General features: G+C 72.0%; 9 protein-coding genes and 2 pseudogenes. 4 read left to right on the forward strand and 7 right to left on the reverse strand.

What is annotated here, in order from left to right; all coding sequences use genetic code 11:
* From LCE31_RS09850 to LCE31_RS40360, 4 genes and pseudogenes are all read left to right on the forward strand, one after another.
* A pseudogene (locus LCE31_RS09850) lies at positions 1–78 on the forward strand (GAF domain-containing protein); the annotation flags it as partial.
* Between the two features lie 146 nt (positions 79–224).
* Positions 225–1,280 carry a trypsin-like peptidase domain-containing protein gene (locus tag LCE31_RS09855; protein ID WP_225013775.1) on the forward strand — a complete coding sequence of 352 codons (1,056 nt, stop codon included), beginning with the start codon at positions 225–227 and terminating at the stop codon, positions 1,278–1,280.
* A 3-nt stretch (positions 1,281–1,283) separates the two neighbouring features.
* Positions 1,284–2,369, forward strand: coding sequence for an effector-associated domain EAD1-containing protein (locus LCE31_RS09860; protein WP_225013777.1), 1,086 nt, complete (start codon positions 1,284–1,286; stop codon positions 2,367–2,369).
* Positions 2,362–5,295, forward strand: coding sequence for an ATP-binding protein (locus tag LCE31_RS40360; RefSeq protein WP_263631642.1), 2,934 nt, complete (start codon positions 2,362–2,364; stop codon positions 5,293–5,295). The genes LCE31_RS09860 and LCE31_RS40360 overlap by 8 nt, the downstream gene beginning before the upstream one ends.
* A gap of 139 nt (positions 5,296–5,434) precedes the next feature.
* Here LCE31_RS40360 and LCE31_RS09875 read toward each other — a convergent pair.
* From LCE31_RS09875 to LCE31_RS09905, 7 genes and pseudogenes are all read right to left on the reverse strand, one after another.
* Positions 5,435–6,206, reverse strand: a pseudogene (locus tag LCE31_RS09875) (alcohol dehydrogenase catalytic domain-containing protein).
* The gene (locus tag LCE31_RS09880) at positions 6,203–7,609 is read right to left on the reverse strand and encodes an aldehyde dehydrogenase family protein (RefSeq protein WP_225013779.1); all 1,407 of its coding nucleotides are present in this window, start codon (positions 7,607–7,609) and stop codon (positions 6,203–6,205) included. Before LCE31_RS09880 ends, LCE31_RS09875 begins: the two are co-directional and overlap by 4 nt.
* 8 nt (positions 7,610–7,617) lie before the next feature.
* Complete coding sequence (locus LCE31_RS09885) at positions 7,618–8,373, reverse strand: (5-formylfuran-3-yl)methyl phosphate synthase (RefSeq protein ID WP_225013781.1); 756 nt, start codon at positions 8,371–8,373, stop codon at positions 7,618–7,620.
* 405 nt (positions 8,374–8,778) lie between these two features.
* Positions 8,779–9,276, reverse strand: coding sequence for a LeuD/DmdB family oxidoreductase small subunit (locus LCE31_RS09890; protein WP_225013783.1), 498 nt, complete (start codon positions 9,274–9,276; stop codon positions 8,779–8,781).
* Positions 9,273–10,535 carry a 3-isopropylmalate dehydratase large subunit gene (locus LCE31_RS09895; RefSeq protein WP_225013785.1) on the reverse strand — a complete coding sequence of 421 codons (1,263 nt, stop codon included), beginning with the start codon at positions 10,533–10,535 and terminating at the stop codon, positions 9,273–9,275. The genes LCE31_RS09890 and LCE31_RS09895 overlap by 4 nt, the downstream gene beginning before the upstream one ends.
* Positions 10,532–11,809 (reverse strand): aconitase/3-isopropylmalate dehydratase large subunit family protein, encoded by a 1,278-nt coding sequence (locus LCE31_RS09900; RefSeq protein ID WP_225013786.1) that lies wholly within the window; start codon positions 11,807–11,809, stop codon positions 10,532–10,534. Before LCE31_RS09900 ends, LCE31_RS09895 begins: the two co-directional genes overlap by 4 nt.
* Positions 11,806–12,435 carry a LeuD/DmdB family oxidoreductase small subunit gene (locus tag LCE31_RS09905; protein ID WP_225013787.1) on the reverse strand — a complete coding sequence of 210 codons (630 nt, stop codon included), beginning with the start codon at positions 12,433–12,435 and terminating at the stop codon, positions 11,806–11,808. Before LCE31_RS09905 ends, LCE31_RS09900 begins: the two co-directional genes overlap by 4 nt.
* Positions 12,436–12,497 lie beyond the last annotated feature (62 nt).

Raw genomic sequence — 12,497 nt, forward strand, 5'->3', positions numbered from 1 at the left:
GACGTCCGCGACTTCCCCCGGTTCGCGGCGAACCGGCTGGTGGACGAGGCGGGCATCCGCTCCTACCTGGGAGCCCCCGGCCCCCCCCCGGGGGGCCCGGGGGGGGGGCCCCGCGGCCCCCCCCCCCCCGCGGGGGCCCGCGGGATTTAGTGGGCGGTCGCCGCAAGCACGGCCGGGACACCGGCGGGTCCGGTACGAGAAGACGTCATCCCTGGGGGGGGCAGATGAATGACACGCATTTCCTGGACCGGTACCCCTTCGACTGGACCGATCCTGCGGCGAGGGAGCTGACCGGCCTCCTCAGCGACACGTACTACCAGAAGGCGCCGGTCCTGCGGCTGGCCGCTCAGGCCGGGGTGCGGCTCGGGGAGATCAACTGGGACCAGCCCATGGGCCTGGCCTGGTTCGACCTGCTCACGCAGGCACGGCGCGAGGGCAGGCTGCGGGCCCTGCTGGAGCGGATCGTCACGGGCCCCGACGCCGCCGTGGCGGCCCGCGTCGCGGAACTGACCGCGGACGCCCCCGTGACGGAGGCGCCGGCGCCGCCCGAAGTGCCGGGGGAGTGGGCCGCGTACAGCGACCCGAGTACCGAGGAACGCCAGATCTTCGACCGGTACACCTTCCTCGACGTCGCGTTCCTCGCGCGAGGGGTGGAGGTCGCCGCCGCGGTGGTCCGGCTCCTGGTGACCTTCCCCCACGCGCAGTGCTATGGAACGGCCTTCCGGATCGGCGAGGACCTCCTGCTCACCAACCACCACGTCCTGTACGACATGAGGAGGGGCGGGGTCCGCGCGCTCCACGCCGAGGCGTGGTTCGGGTACGAACGCGACCTGTCAGGGCGTGATCTGGCGCACCAGGTGGTGCCGTGCGATCCGGAGAGCGTGGAGGGCGACGCGCGGCGCGACTGGGCGGTCATCCGCTGTGCCGCCCCCGTCCCGGCGGGCGTGCCGTCGCTGGATCTGGACGACACCGCCACCGTGGAGCCGGGGGACCGCGTCTACATCATCCAGCACCCCCACGGCGGGGTGAAGAAACTGGCCGCGCACCACAACGTCGTCCGGCACGCCGACGACGACGTGGTCCAGTACTGGACCGACACCGAGCGCGGATCGTCCGGGGCGCCGGTCTTCGATGAGGCGTGGCGCCTCGTGGCCCTGCACCGAAGATCCGTCCCCGGCACCCAGGGCCCCCAGAGCCCGCTGGGCCCGCGGGAGTTCCGCAACGAGGGCGTCCGTATCCAGCACGTCGCCGCGGGCGTGCGGTCCGCCGGACTGAGGTGAATCATGAGTTTTCTCGACCGGAGGACGTTCCCCCTGGGCGACCCGGACGCCGAACAGCTCCTCACGGGGCTGCTCACCACGTACTACGAGTATCGCGAGATCAAGCGGTTCGCGGCCCTGGCGGGGGTACGCCCCGCGCTGTTCTCCTCCTCCGGCCGCGCCGCCGACGTGTGGCCGCAGGTGCTGGACGCGGCGGCGCAGGACGGCCTGTTGCGGCAGCTGGTGGAGATCGTGGCGCACGATCCCGCCAGCCGCGGCACGATGGTCTTCAGACAGCTCCTCGACAACGCCGGTGCCCGCGGCGAAGACCCCATCCGCTCCTACCTGTTCGACGAGGGCGGGTCACGGGTGCTGCTGGACCGGCACGAACTGCGGGAGTGCCTGCGTGAATTCGTCGCCGGGCAGCGGGTCCTGATCATCACCGGGGACAGAAGATCCGGGAAGAGCCATTCCTGGCACCTGATCCGGCACGTGGCCCGGCACCACGGCGCCGAGGCGTACCGGATCGACTTCGGTCTCTGGGAGGGCAGCCAGATGGAGCCGGGCGAGCTCATGGCGCTGCTCGCCGGGGAGATGGGCCTGGGCGAGATTTGTGACGTGGAGCCGGACGCGGCGGACAACTTCCGTGTGCTGAAGTACCTGAGCTGGTTCAAGGGGCAGGTCCGCGGCGGGCCGCAGCGCTGGCTGGTCTTCGACGGACTGGACACGGCGACGATCACGGAGGCCGCGCTGCGCCTGGTCGAGTCGATAGCGGTGATGGCCGACTCGGGGGAGGCGAACGAGAAGGCACGCGTGGTACTGATCGACTATCCGCGCAGCCGGCTGCCGGGCGAGGTCGACGACCGGGCTTTGCGTGAGCGAATCGGGCCCCTGAAGCCCGCGCATTTGCGAGACTTCTTCCAGTGGGTCTCGCGCTCCAACGGCCTGGAACTGAAGACGAGCGAGGTCGACGGGCACGTCGACGCGGTCCTCTGCGAAGCCGTCGTCGGCGGCCTCCCGGGGGACGTCCTGAGCCCGTCGCTGGTCGCGCCGTTCGCCGCGCGCCGCGCACGGGAGCTGATGGGTGCTATGGGGGCTGGGGATGACTGAGTTACCGGCGGGCGACGAGTGGGACGGCCCACACGACCCGGCGCGATGGGGCCACCGTGAGGCGACGGCACTGCTCGGTGCCTTCGACGCGGCCGCGCTGGACGCCCTCGGCACGGACGACCCGCGGCTGCTGTCCGTCTTCTTCGCAAGGGACTGTGAACGGGTGGCCACCAGCGCCGGCAGGCGATGGCGGCTGCGGACGGAGGTGCGGGCCGCCACCCTCGAACGGCTCGCATCAGCCGGGGCGATGCTCGCGGCGCTCTCGTTGCTGCCCGGCGACCCGTCCGACACCGCACGCCTCATGGCCTGCGCGTACTTCAGCGGCTCCGCCGTGCCCCTGAGGGACCAGAGCCCGGAGCAGTTGCAGGGGACGCTCCGGGTGGCCGAGTGGCTCAGTGCGGCACCCGGGGCCGCGGCCGTGCTCGCACACGAGGACCGGATGCCGCCGTCGCCCGGAGTTGTGCGGCGACGGATCGCGCTGGCGGAGACACTGCGGCCCCTGCGCCGCCTCGTCGACGAGCACTTCGTCGGCCGCGAGCCGGAACTGCGGTCGCTGGCCCAGTACGTGGGCATCGAACGGAGCGGGGCAGCCCAGGCGGTCCTGGACCGGCTGCGCAGGCTCTCGGCACCGGCGGCCGGCACCGAGGCCCACCGCGTCCGGGCGCTGCTGGGCAAGGCCGACGAGGAACCCCAGCCGATCGTGTTCCACGGTCCGGGAGGAGTGGGCAAGACCACGCTCCTCGCCCGGTTCCTCCTCGATCAGGCCGGGACGGAGGGGGCCAGGCCGCTGTCGTTCGCCTATCTCTCCTTCGACCTCCCGAACCTCAGCCCGCAGGAGCCGCTCACCGTTCTCGCCGAGGCCGCACGCCAGTTGGGGCTCCTGTTCGAGTCCTCGGCGACCGAAGCACGCGCGGTCGAGGAAGCGGTGCGCGTCACCCTCCGCGGCCGCCGCGCCGTACGGGCCGAGGAGGGCAGCCGCACCGACGCCCGGGTGTGGACCACGGACGACGACCGCCTCGTCCAGCTCTTCGCCGAACTCGCCGTCCACGTCGCAGGAGAAGGCCCCGAGCCGGCTCCGCTCCTGCTGGTGTTCGACACGATGGAGGAGGCCCAGCGCAAAGGACCGCTCGCGATGGAGCGGCTGTGGAAACTCCTGTCCAGGCTGCGGGAGGCCCTCTCGGGTCCTCGGCTTCGCATCGTCCTCGCGGGCCGGAGCCCGCTGGAGACGCCCGCTGGCTTTCCGCTGCGCCAGCGGTCCCTGAGCGGCCTCGACGACAAGGGGGTGGCCGAACTCCTCGAACGGCACCTGCCGGCGGAACTCGCGCACGAGGATGCCTTCCACCGCACGATCGTGCGCCGGGTCGGACGCAATCCGCTGAGCCTCAAGCTCGCGGCCGGGATCGTGCGCAACGCGGGAACGGCGTCAGGACTGCCGCGCGGCGTCGCCCTGCAACGGCTGTTTCTGCTGCGGCTGAACGACGAGGGCGTACAGGCGTACCTGTATCAGCGGCTCCTGGAGAACGTGCACGACGAGAGCCTGCGCAAGATCGCGCGGCCCGCCCTCGTGGTGCGACGGGTGACACCCGCCGTGATCCGGGAGGTCCTGGCCGGTCCCTGCCGGCTGGGGGAGACCGGGGAGGAGGAGGCGCTGCGCCTGTTCCACCTCCTCTCCCGGGAGGCCACACTGGTCGAACCCGTCCCCGGCGAGCTCACCGCCCTGCACCGGGCGGACGTGCGCAGGACCATGCTTCCCCTGCTCGGCAAAGAGGAGCCCGGCCTCGTGCGCGAGATCCACGAGCGGGCTGTCGGCCATTACACCGCACGCGGGACCGACCAGGCGGGCACCGACCCGCAGGACCGGGCGGAGGAGCTGTACCACCGGCTGGCACTCGGCCGCCCGACGGCGGAGCTCGACGCCCGCTGGACGGACGAGGCGGGCGGACTGCTGGAGCCGGCCTTCGAGGAACTTCCGCCCGCGGGACGGGTGTACCTCGCCGAGAAGCTCGGCCTGACGGTGGACGAAACCCTCTCCACGCAGGCGGACCCGGCGACCTGGGCGCGCCAGGCGGTGCGGGTCGGCAGGCTCCTGCTCGACGAGGGAAGGCCGGACGAGGTGATCCACATGCTCCGCCGGCGCCGCGACGAGGCCGGCGAGTGGCCGGGAACGGTGCTGCTGGAGATCGAGGCGCACGCCGCGCTCGGGAACCTCGACACAGCGATCCACAACATCCAGAACCTCCTGGAACACGCCACGCAGGAGCGGCGCGACGACGCGTTCATGGACCTGGTCCTGCTGGGGGCGCGCATCGCGGAGGACACGGGCCGCTACGCCTGGGCGCAGCAACTCCTGCTCCAGGCCGAGGAAGCGGCGCGCCACCACGGCACGGCGGTGACCGCGTTGAACGTGGCGGTCGCACGCCTGCGGCTGCACCGCCGCACGGACACGAGGGACGTCCCGGAGGCCGTGTGGCTGCGGCGTGACGTCATCGAGCGCAGCGGCCGGATCAACACCCGCCTGCGCGCCCGCAATCCGCTGCTCGTCCGTGAACTCGCGGCGGAAATCGGGGACGAGGTACCCGAGTTGGTCGTGGACGCCGCCCGGCACGCGGGAGTGGACCTGACCCGTGAGGACACCTACGAGGCGCTGCGCACCGTCCTCGACACGGAGGAGATGATCGAGCTGAGCTCGACGGTCCAGCCGAGCGGGGGCTACCGGGCGGCGCTGGAGGAAGAGACCCGCTCCGCGCGGGACGTGGACCCCGTGCGGCCGGACGAGGTGCGCCGCATGCTGGCGACGCGTGCGCAGCAGGGCATCCGCATCTCGGGATACCTGGAGGAGGCCACGGACCAGAACACCGTCAGCGGCGCCCTGGTCGAGGTCTACCGCTCGGAGGTCGACGAACCCGCCTACGGTCCGGTGCGCTGATCGCGGGGGCCGCTACGGACGGCGGCGAGCGAGCCGGAGGGCGCGGCCGTCCCCTGCGCCGGCCCGGATCGTCGGCGTGGGCGTTCGGCTTGGTGTGACGCCTGCGGGCCGGCTGCCGGGTGCGCAGCCGGCCGCCTGCTCACCGCCCCTGCCCGTCCGGAATCAGGACGGGCTTGACCACGCGCCCCGCGTCGCAGTCGCGTTCGGCCTCGTTGATGTCGGCGAGCGGATACGTACGGATCAGCTGGTCGAAAGGGAACAGGCCCGCCTGCCACAGGGCGGTCAGGCGCGGAATCAGCAGCGACGGCACCGCGTCGCCCTCGCAGATGTGGGAGATCCTCCGCCCCCGGTCGAGCGTGCCGGGATCGAGCGGCAGCCGGCTGTGGAGCCGTGACACCAGGCCGAGATGGCCCGAGCAGTTCCAGGGGCAGCGAGGGATCGACCCGGACGGCGTTGCGGGCCGGGACCATCGCGTACTCCGCGAAGGAGGACTGCCCGAACCATCGCGGGGCAAGTGCGCCGCCGGCCGCGTCGGTGAACCGCGAGGCGTTCTCCCCGCGCCCTCCGAAGAGGTTGAGCGAGGCGAAGGAGTCGCAGTAGGCGGGGGCCCCGCCCGCGCAGCTCCGGCAGTGTCCGCACGAGTCGAAGCTCAGCACGACATGGTCGCCGACAGCCGGCCCGGTGGCCTGGCCGCCGGTCTCCACCACGACCCCCGCCCCCTCGTGGCCGAGGACGGCGGGCAACGGCGAGCGGCCGGCCGAACGCCGGACCGCGAGATCGGTCCTGCACATCCCGCAGCCCGCGATCCGCACCAGGATCTCCCCGTCGGCCGGCCCCGTGGCCAGCGCCACCTCCTCAAGCGTGAAGGGGCTCTCGTAGGAGCGCAGCACCGCGGCGCCGAACCTCCTCACGGCGCCTCCAGCGGACGGTGCACCACGAACGGCCTGAGGTTCCCGTACAGCCCCCACGGCCCGCCCGCCACGCCGACACCGCTCTCCTTGATTCCGGCGAAGGGCTGGGCGAGGGAGAGCTCCGCGTGGTGATTGATCCACGCCGTACCGCACTCCAGCCGGTCCGCCACCGCCTCGGCCCGGTCCAGATCCGTCCCCCACACCGAGCCGCCCAGCCCGAACCCGGTGTCATTGGCCAGCGCGACGGCCTGGTCGAGATCCTCGTAGGGCAATACCGGCAGGACAGGACCGAACTGCTCCTCCGTCACCACAGGGCTGTGGGAGGGGACATCGGCCAGGATCGTCGGGGCGAAGAAGTAGCCGGGCCGGTCCAGCCGGTGGCCGCCCGCCGCGGCTCGTGCGCCGTCGGCCAGGGCCTGCGCCGTACGGCGTTCCACGCACGCGAGTTGGGGAGCGTTGCTGACCGGTCCCAGCTGCGAGCCGGCGTCGAGCCCGGCTCCGACGACGACGTTCCTGGCCTGGTCGGCGAGGGCCTCGACCACCCGGGAGTAGAGCCGGGCCGGCGCGTAGACCCGTTTGACCGCCATGCAGACCTGCCCGCAGTTGCGGAAGGCGGCCCAGAACAGCCGCTCCGCGATCCGCTCCACATCGACGTCGTCCAGCAGGATGGCGGCATCGTTCCCGCCCAGTTCCAGGGTGACCCGGGCGAGTGAGTCCGCCGCGCCCCCGGCCACCGCGCGCCCGGTGGGGATCGAACCGGTGAAGGTCACGTGCCGGATCGCCGGGTGCGAGGTGAGGCGGGCGCCGAGAGGTTCGCGACCGGTGACGATCGTCAGTACGTTCTCGGGGAGGGCGGCGGCGAGAACCGACCCCAGCAGGCGGGTGGCGAGGGGCGTGAAGGGCGAAGGCTTCAGCACCATCGTGTTGCCCGCGGCGAGCGCGGGCGCGAACTTCGCCGACGCGAGCTGGAGGGGAAAGTTCCACGGAACGATCGCGGCGACGGGCCCGAGCGGTCGCCAGCGGACCTCGCTGCGCACCGGCCGGCCGTCCTCGATCGGCTCGCGGCCCGGTTTCAGCGCCGCGAAGTAGCGCAGCCGGGCCGCCGTGCGGGCGACCTCCGCGTACGACTCGGCCAGCGGCTTGCCCTGTTCCCGCGTGAGCAGCGGCGCCAGGTCGCCTCCGGCGGCCTCCACGGCCTCGGCGGCTTCGAGCAGCGCCACGGAGCGGGCGCGCGAGTCGGCCCGCCAGCTGATCCAGGCCTCGCGGGCCCCTTCGACGGTGGCGTCCAACTCGTCCGGCCGCTGGTCGGGCGCCTCGTCGAACGGCTCACCCGTCGCCGGATCGAGGACGGCGAAGCGCTCGCCGGAGATCGCGGGCGCGCGATGGAGTCGGCTCCTCGGCATACCGGCGGTCAGCCCGCGGCGGCAGCGGTCGCCGCGTGTTCCCCGGCGTGCCGGTCCATCTCCGCCCGGAAGGCGGCCACCAGATGGGGCTGGATTCGTCCCGCCCTGCGGTCGCCTCCCTCACAGACGGCCCCGCGCACCCCCACGATGTCCGCCCCGATGCGGGTCAGCGCCCCGAGGTCCGCCGCCTTCACACTGCCCGCGAGCGCCGCGAGCAGACCGGCCTCGTGGGCCCGCCCGACGAACTCGCCGCAGACCTCCGGCGGAACGTGGTCGAACAGCCGGGTCCCGTCCTTGATCGCGGTGTCGAGCATGGCCGCGTCGGAGCCGGACCTGCGGGCGATGTCCGGCAGCGAGAGCGGGCTGACGCAGCCGATCCGGTGGGCGTCCGCGTACCCCGAGGCGACGACGAACGCGTCCGGCCGATGGTCCTTCACCGCCCTGACGACCCCGCGCATGACCTCGACGGCCTGCTCGGGCGTCGTGCAGCCGTAGAGGCCGACCTTGATGTACGTGGCTCCCGAGACGGCCGCGCCCAGCGCCGCCTGAGCCACGGTGCCGGGCTTGTACGGAACGTCCCCCACGGTCGCGGACACCGGCTTGTCCGCCGGGACCGCCTCGCGGATCTCCCTGATGACCCAGGGGAAGTTCGCGCCGAGCGAGCCCTCGGCGGGCCTTTTGACGTCAACGATGTCGAGGTGCTCCGACGCCTTCGCGCAGTCGAGCGCCTCTTCGACACTGTCGGGGGAGATGAGAAGCAACAACGTGGGCTCCTTCTGCCGCGGTCCACCTGCCGAAGAGCAGGGTGCGGGGTCGCCTGGTTCCCGTGCGGTCGGCTCATCATCACCGCGGCACGGCCGCCTCCGGGAGGGCGCGCGAAGGACCGAACGGGTCACTGCCACCGTCCCCCCACGCCCCCAGCGCGCGCCAGCGGCGAGCCGGTCGACGAGCCAGGACGCGACCGGCCGGACACCGTGTCGCCGGTGAGGGAAGAGGCCGCGCGGCACGGGCCGTTGGGGCGGGGCACTCGGCACCTCGGCGGTAAGCACATCCTGCGCGAACCGGGCCCGCGGGCCTTCGGGAAGCGGGCGAGCTGCCCGGCCTGCGGGCCTCCGCGAAGCAGGCGGGCGCCGGCTGCCGGTCGGCCGCAGCGCGCGCCCGCCGTGCGCTCAGGTGAACAGTTCCTTGCGCTGCCGGGCCAGGGCGATCAGGCCGCCGGCGTACAGCATGTCCACCAGGAACGGGTCCGCGGGGCTTCCCCCGCGGGCCCTCCCCGTCGCCACGTCCGTCACGACGCCCGAGGCCAGGTCCACGCGCAGGGGTGTGCCGGCTGTGGCCAGCGCCTTGATCCCCCCGACCTCGATCGCGGGCAGGCCGACCTCGAAGCAGTTGCGGTAGAACGTGCGGGCGAAGCTCTCCGCCACGACACATCCGATGCCCGTCGCGCGAAGCGCCTTCGTGGCGATGGCCCGGCCGGAGGACTGGCCGAAGTGCCGGCCCGCGACGACGATGTCGCCCGGCCGCACCTTCAGCGGGAACTCGGGGTCGAGGTCCTCCAGTACGTGTTTCGCCATGATCTCCATCGGCTCGAACACGTACCGCGACTTCACCAGCGCGTCGGTGGGGATGTTGTCCCCGAACACCCAGCAGTTGCCTTCGAAGATCATGACCCGGCCCCGTTCGCCTGTGTGATTTCGCCCGCCACCGCCGACGCCGCCACCGTCTGCGCGGACGCCAGGTACATCTCCGCCTCGGTACTTCCGTTGCGGCCGGGGAAGTTGCGCGCGTGCGTGGAGATCATCGCCTCGCCCGCGGCCATCGCCCCCATGTTGATCGCCTGGTTGGAGCCCGTGCTCGGCGGGAACCAGGTCGCACCTGCCTCGTGCAGGGTGAGCACCAGGCCCTCGCGGACCGCGTCGGCGAAGACCTCGCGGCTCGACGGCACGATGTTGAGTCGGGTGTGCGGGTGCACCCGGCGACCGCGCAGGACGTCGGCGGCCGCCCTGAGGTCCTCGATCCGGCCGCCGCCGTGGCCGCCGAGCTCCGCGTACTGCACGGTCCGGCCGGCTGCCTCGGCCACCGCCCTGGTGTTGCCGACGGTGGGCGGGCAGGCCACCTGCGGGACGACCTCGCCCACGTCGTACCGCAGCACGTCCGCCGCCTCCCGCGGGTCTCCGTCGCCCCGGGGGAAGCCGTCCGGGAGCCCGCCCGGCAGCGTCCGCACGAACGCCTCCGTCACCTCGTCGGGCTCGACGTAGCTGCACTTCGCACCGAGGTCGACACAGAGCAGCGGGAACAGCCAACGGTCCCAGAAACTCAGCTGCTTGACGTACGGCCCGGTGAATTCGAGCGCCTTGTAGTTCATGGCGCCCTCACCGATCCGCGCGGTCAGCCACAGCGCGACGTCACGCGTGGACGTGCCGGGGCGGGTCGCCCCGTGCAGCTCGATCCGTACGGTCTCCGGGACGCGGAACCACGCCTTGCTGTACGGCAGGACGGTACCCGCGTGCGAGTCGTTGCCCAGCGCCACGGCGAGCGCGCCGAGGGCGCCGTGCACGGGGGTGTGGCTGTCGGAGCCGACCACGATCATCCCCGGCTTGACGAACCCGCCGCGCACGGCGGCGTGGTGGAGATTGCCGCTGCCGCAGTCCAGCAGGTTGATGTTCTTGCGCCTGGCCCACTCGCGGTTGAACTTCAGTACGCCCGCCTGGCGTTCGGTCGGCGGCGAGAAGTGGTGGTCGAAGACCATGACCGCGCGCTCGGGGTGCGGGATGGGCAGGTCGACCTTCTCGTCGTAGACGCCTGCGGTCAGGTAGCCGCTGAGGTCGTGCATGAGCAGCCGGTCCACCTCGGCGATCACGATCTCGCCGGGCTGGACGGACCTGCGGCCGCTCGCCTTCGCGAGGATCTTCTCCACCAGGTTCACTTCAGCACCTCGCGCGGGTTGGTGATGACCCCGGTGATCGCGGAAGCGGCTGCGGTCGCCGGGCTGCTCAGGTAGATGCTGGACTGGTAACTGCCCATACGCCCCTGGAAGTTGCGGTTCGCCGTGGACAGCGTGGCCTCGCCGTCCGCCATCGCCCCGCCGTTGCCCGCGCAGGCGCCGCATCCCGCGTTGGTGATCATCGCCCCGGCCTCGATGAGCGTGGCGAGCACACCGCTCTCGGCGGCCTTCGCCATCACCGCGCTGGAGGCGGGCGTCACCACGAGCCGTACGCCGTGGGCGACCTGGTGGCCCGCCAGCACGCCGGCCGCGATCTCCAGGTCGTCGTACTTGGCGTTGGCGCAGGACCCGATGAAGACCTGGTTCAGCTTCGTGCCACTGACCTCGTCCACGTCCACCACGTTGTCGACGGTGTGCGGTACGGCGATCTTCGGTGTGCGGGCCGAGCCGTCCATCCGTACGACGTCCCGGTAGACGGCGCCCGCGTCGGGCAGCAGCACCTCGTAGCCGTCGGCGCCGACCCCCGCCTCGTCCGCCAGATAGGCCCGTGTGACGGCGTCCGGCGCGACGTACGCGTTCTTCGCGCCCATCTCCATCGCCAGGTTGCAGAAGGTCATGCGCTCCGACACACTGCGCGAGGTGACGTACGACCCGGTGAACTCGGCCGAGCAGTAGGTGAGTCCGTCCGCGCCGAGGTCGCCGATCAGTGTCAGCATCACGTCCTTGGCGTACGAGCCCGCGGGCAGCTCGCCGTCGATCTCGACGCGTACCGACTCCGGCACCTTTACCCACAGCTTGCCCGTCACCCAGGCGGCGGTGATCTCGCTGAAGCCGACACCCGTGCCGAACGCGCCGAGCGCGCCGTAGATGGTGGAGTGGGAGTCCGTACCGATCACGAACTGGCCCGGCCTGATCAGCCCGTTCTCCATCAGCACGATGTGTGCGATGCCCGCGTTCACATCGTAGAAGTTCTTGATGCCCATACGGTCGGCGAACTCGCGGCACAGCCGGTGGTCCGCCGCCGTCTTCGCGTTCATGGCCGGGGATATGTGGTCCATCACCATGGCGACCCGGTCGGCGTCGTAGAGGGTGTCGACACCCATGCGCTCCAGTGTGCGGATGCACCGCCAGCTCGCGGTGTGACTCATGTAGACGTCGGGGTAGGCGTCGACGATCTGTCCGGGAACCAGGCCGGACTCGCCGGAGGCCCGCTCGATCGCCTTCTGGGCGAAGGTCCTGGGTGCGGTACTGCTCATCGCGCGGCGCCTTCCCTGTCCGTGGTGTCCGAGCTGTCTGTGGTGTCCGTGGTGTCCGGGGCGCCCGTGGACCGCCGGCGCCCTTTCTGTTCCTCGAAGCTCCGCATGAGGTGGGCGATCAGACCGCCGTCCTCCAGGATCTCCTTGAGGCCCTGCGGGTACGGTGCGAAGGTGAACGTCCGTCCCGCGGTCTCGACCGTGCCCTTGTCGTAGTCCACCCACATCTCGCCCTCACCGCCCGCGGCCGCGAGAGCGTCCACAGCCTCGGGGCATTCGACCGCCACAAGGCCGGTGTTGATGGCGTTGCGGAAGAAGACCCGTGAGAAGGAGGCCGCCACGACCGCCGTGACCCCCGCGCCGATCAGACAGGTCGCGGCCTGCTCGCGGGCGCTGCCGCAGCCGAAGTTGCGGCCCGCCACCACGATCCTGCTGGCCCGCAGGCGCTGTTGCACCTCGGTGCCGAGCGGCTCGAAGGCGTGCTCCGCGAGTTCGGTGGGGTCGATGCTGACGAGGTAGCGGCCGGGGATGATGACATCGGTGTTCACGCTGTCGCCGAAGGTGATCGTCGCGCCGCCGATGCGGTGCGCGGGTGGGGTGTGGGCGCCTGGTCCGGTAGGAACGCTCATGGTGTCCTGCTCTTCCTCCTGTTGTCCGTGGCCGTGCGCGCGCGCCCCGTCCGTGCGGGACG

This window comes from Streptomyces sp. 8L (assembly GCF_020176795.1).
Taxonomy (GTDB): domain Bacteria; phylum Actinomycetota; class Actinomycetes; order Streptomycetales; family Streptomycetaceae; genus Streptomyces.

What these genes read in the sequence shown, in the direction of transcription:
- LCE31_RS09880 (WP_225013779.1), bottom strand. Translation starts at nt 7,609, where the DNA reads ATGCCGAGGAGCCGACTCCATCGCGCGCCCGCGATCTCCGGCGAGCGC.
- LCE31_RS09860 (WP_225013777.1), top strand. Translation starts at nt 1,284, where the DNA reads ATGAGTTTTCTCGACCGGAGGACGTTCCCCCTGGGCGACCCGGACGCC.
- LCE31_RS09890 (WP_225013783.1), bottom strand. Translation starts at nt 9,276, where the DNA reads ATGATCTTCGAAGGCAACTGCTGGGTGTTCGGGGACAACATCCCCACC.
- LCE31_RS40360 (WP_263631642.1), top strand. Translation starts at nt 2,362, where the DNA reads ATGACTGAGTTACCGGCGGGCGACGAGTGGGACGGCCCACACGACCCG.
- LCE31_RS09905 (WP_225013787.1), bottom strand. Translation starts at nt 12,435, where the DNA reads ATGAGCGTTCCTACCGGACCAGGCGCCCACACCCCACCCGCGCACCGC.
- LCE31_RS09855 (WP_225013775.1), top strand. Translation starts at nt 225, where the DNA reads ATGAATGACACGCATTTCCTGGACCGGTACCCCTTCGACTGGACCGAT.
- LCE31_RS09900 (WP_225013786.1), bottom strand. Translation starts at nt 11,809, where the DNA reads ATGAGCAGTACCGCACCCAGGACCTTCGCCCAGAAGGCGATCGAGCGG.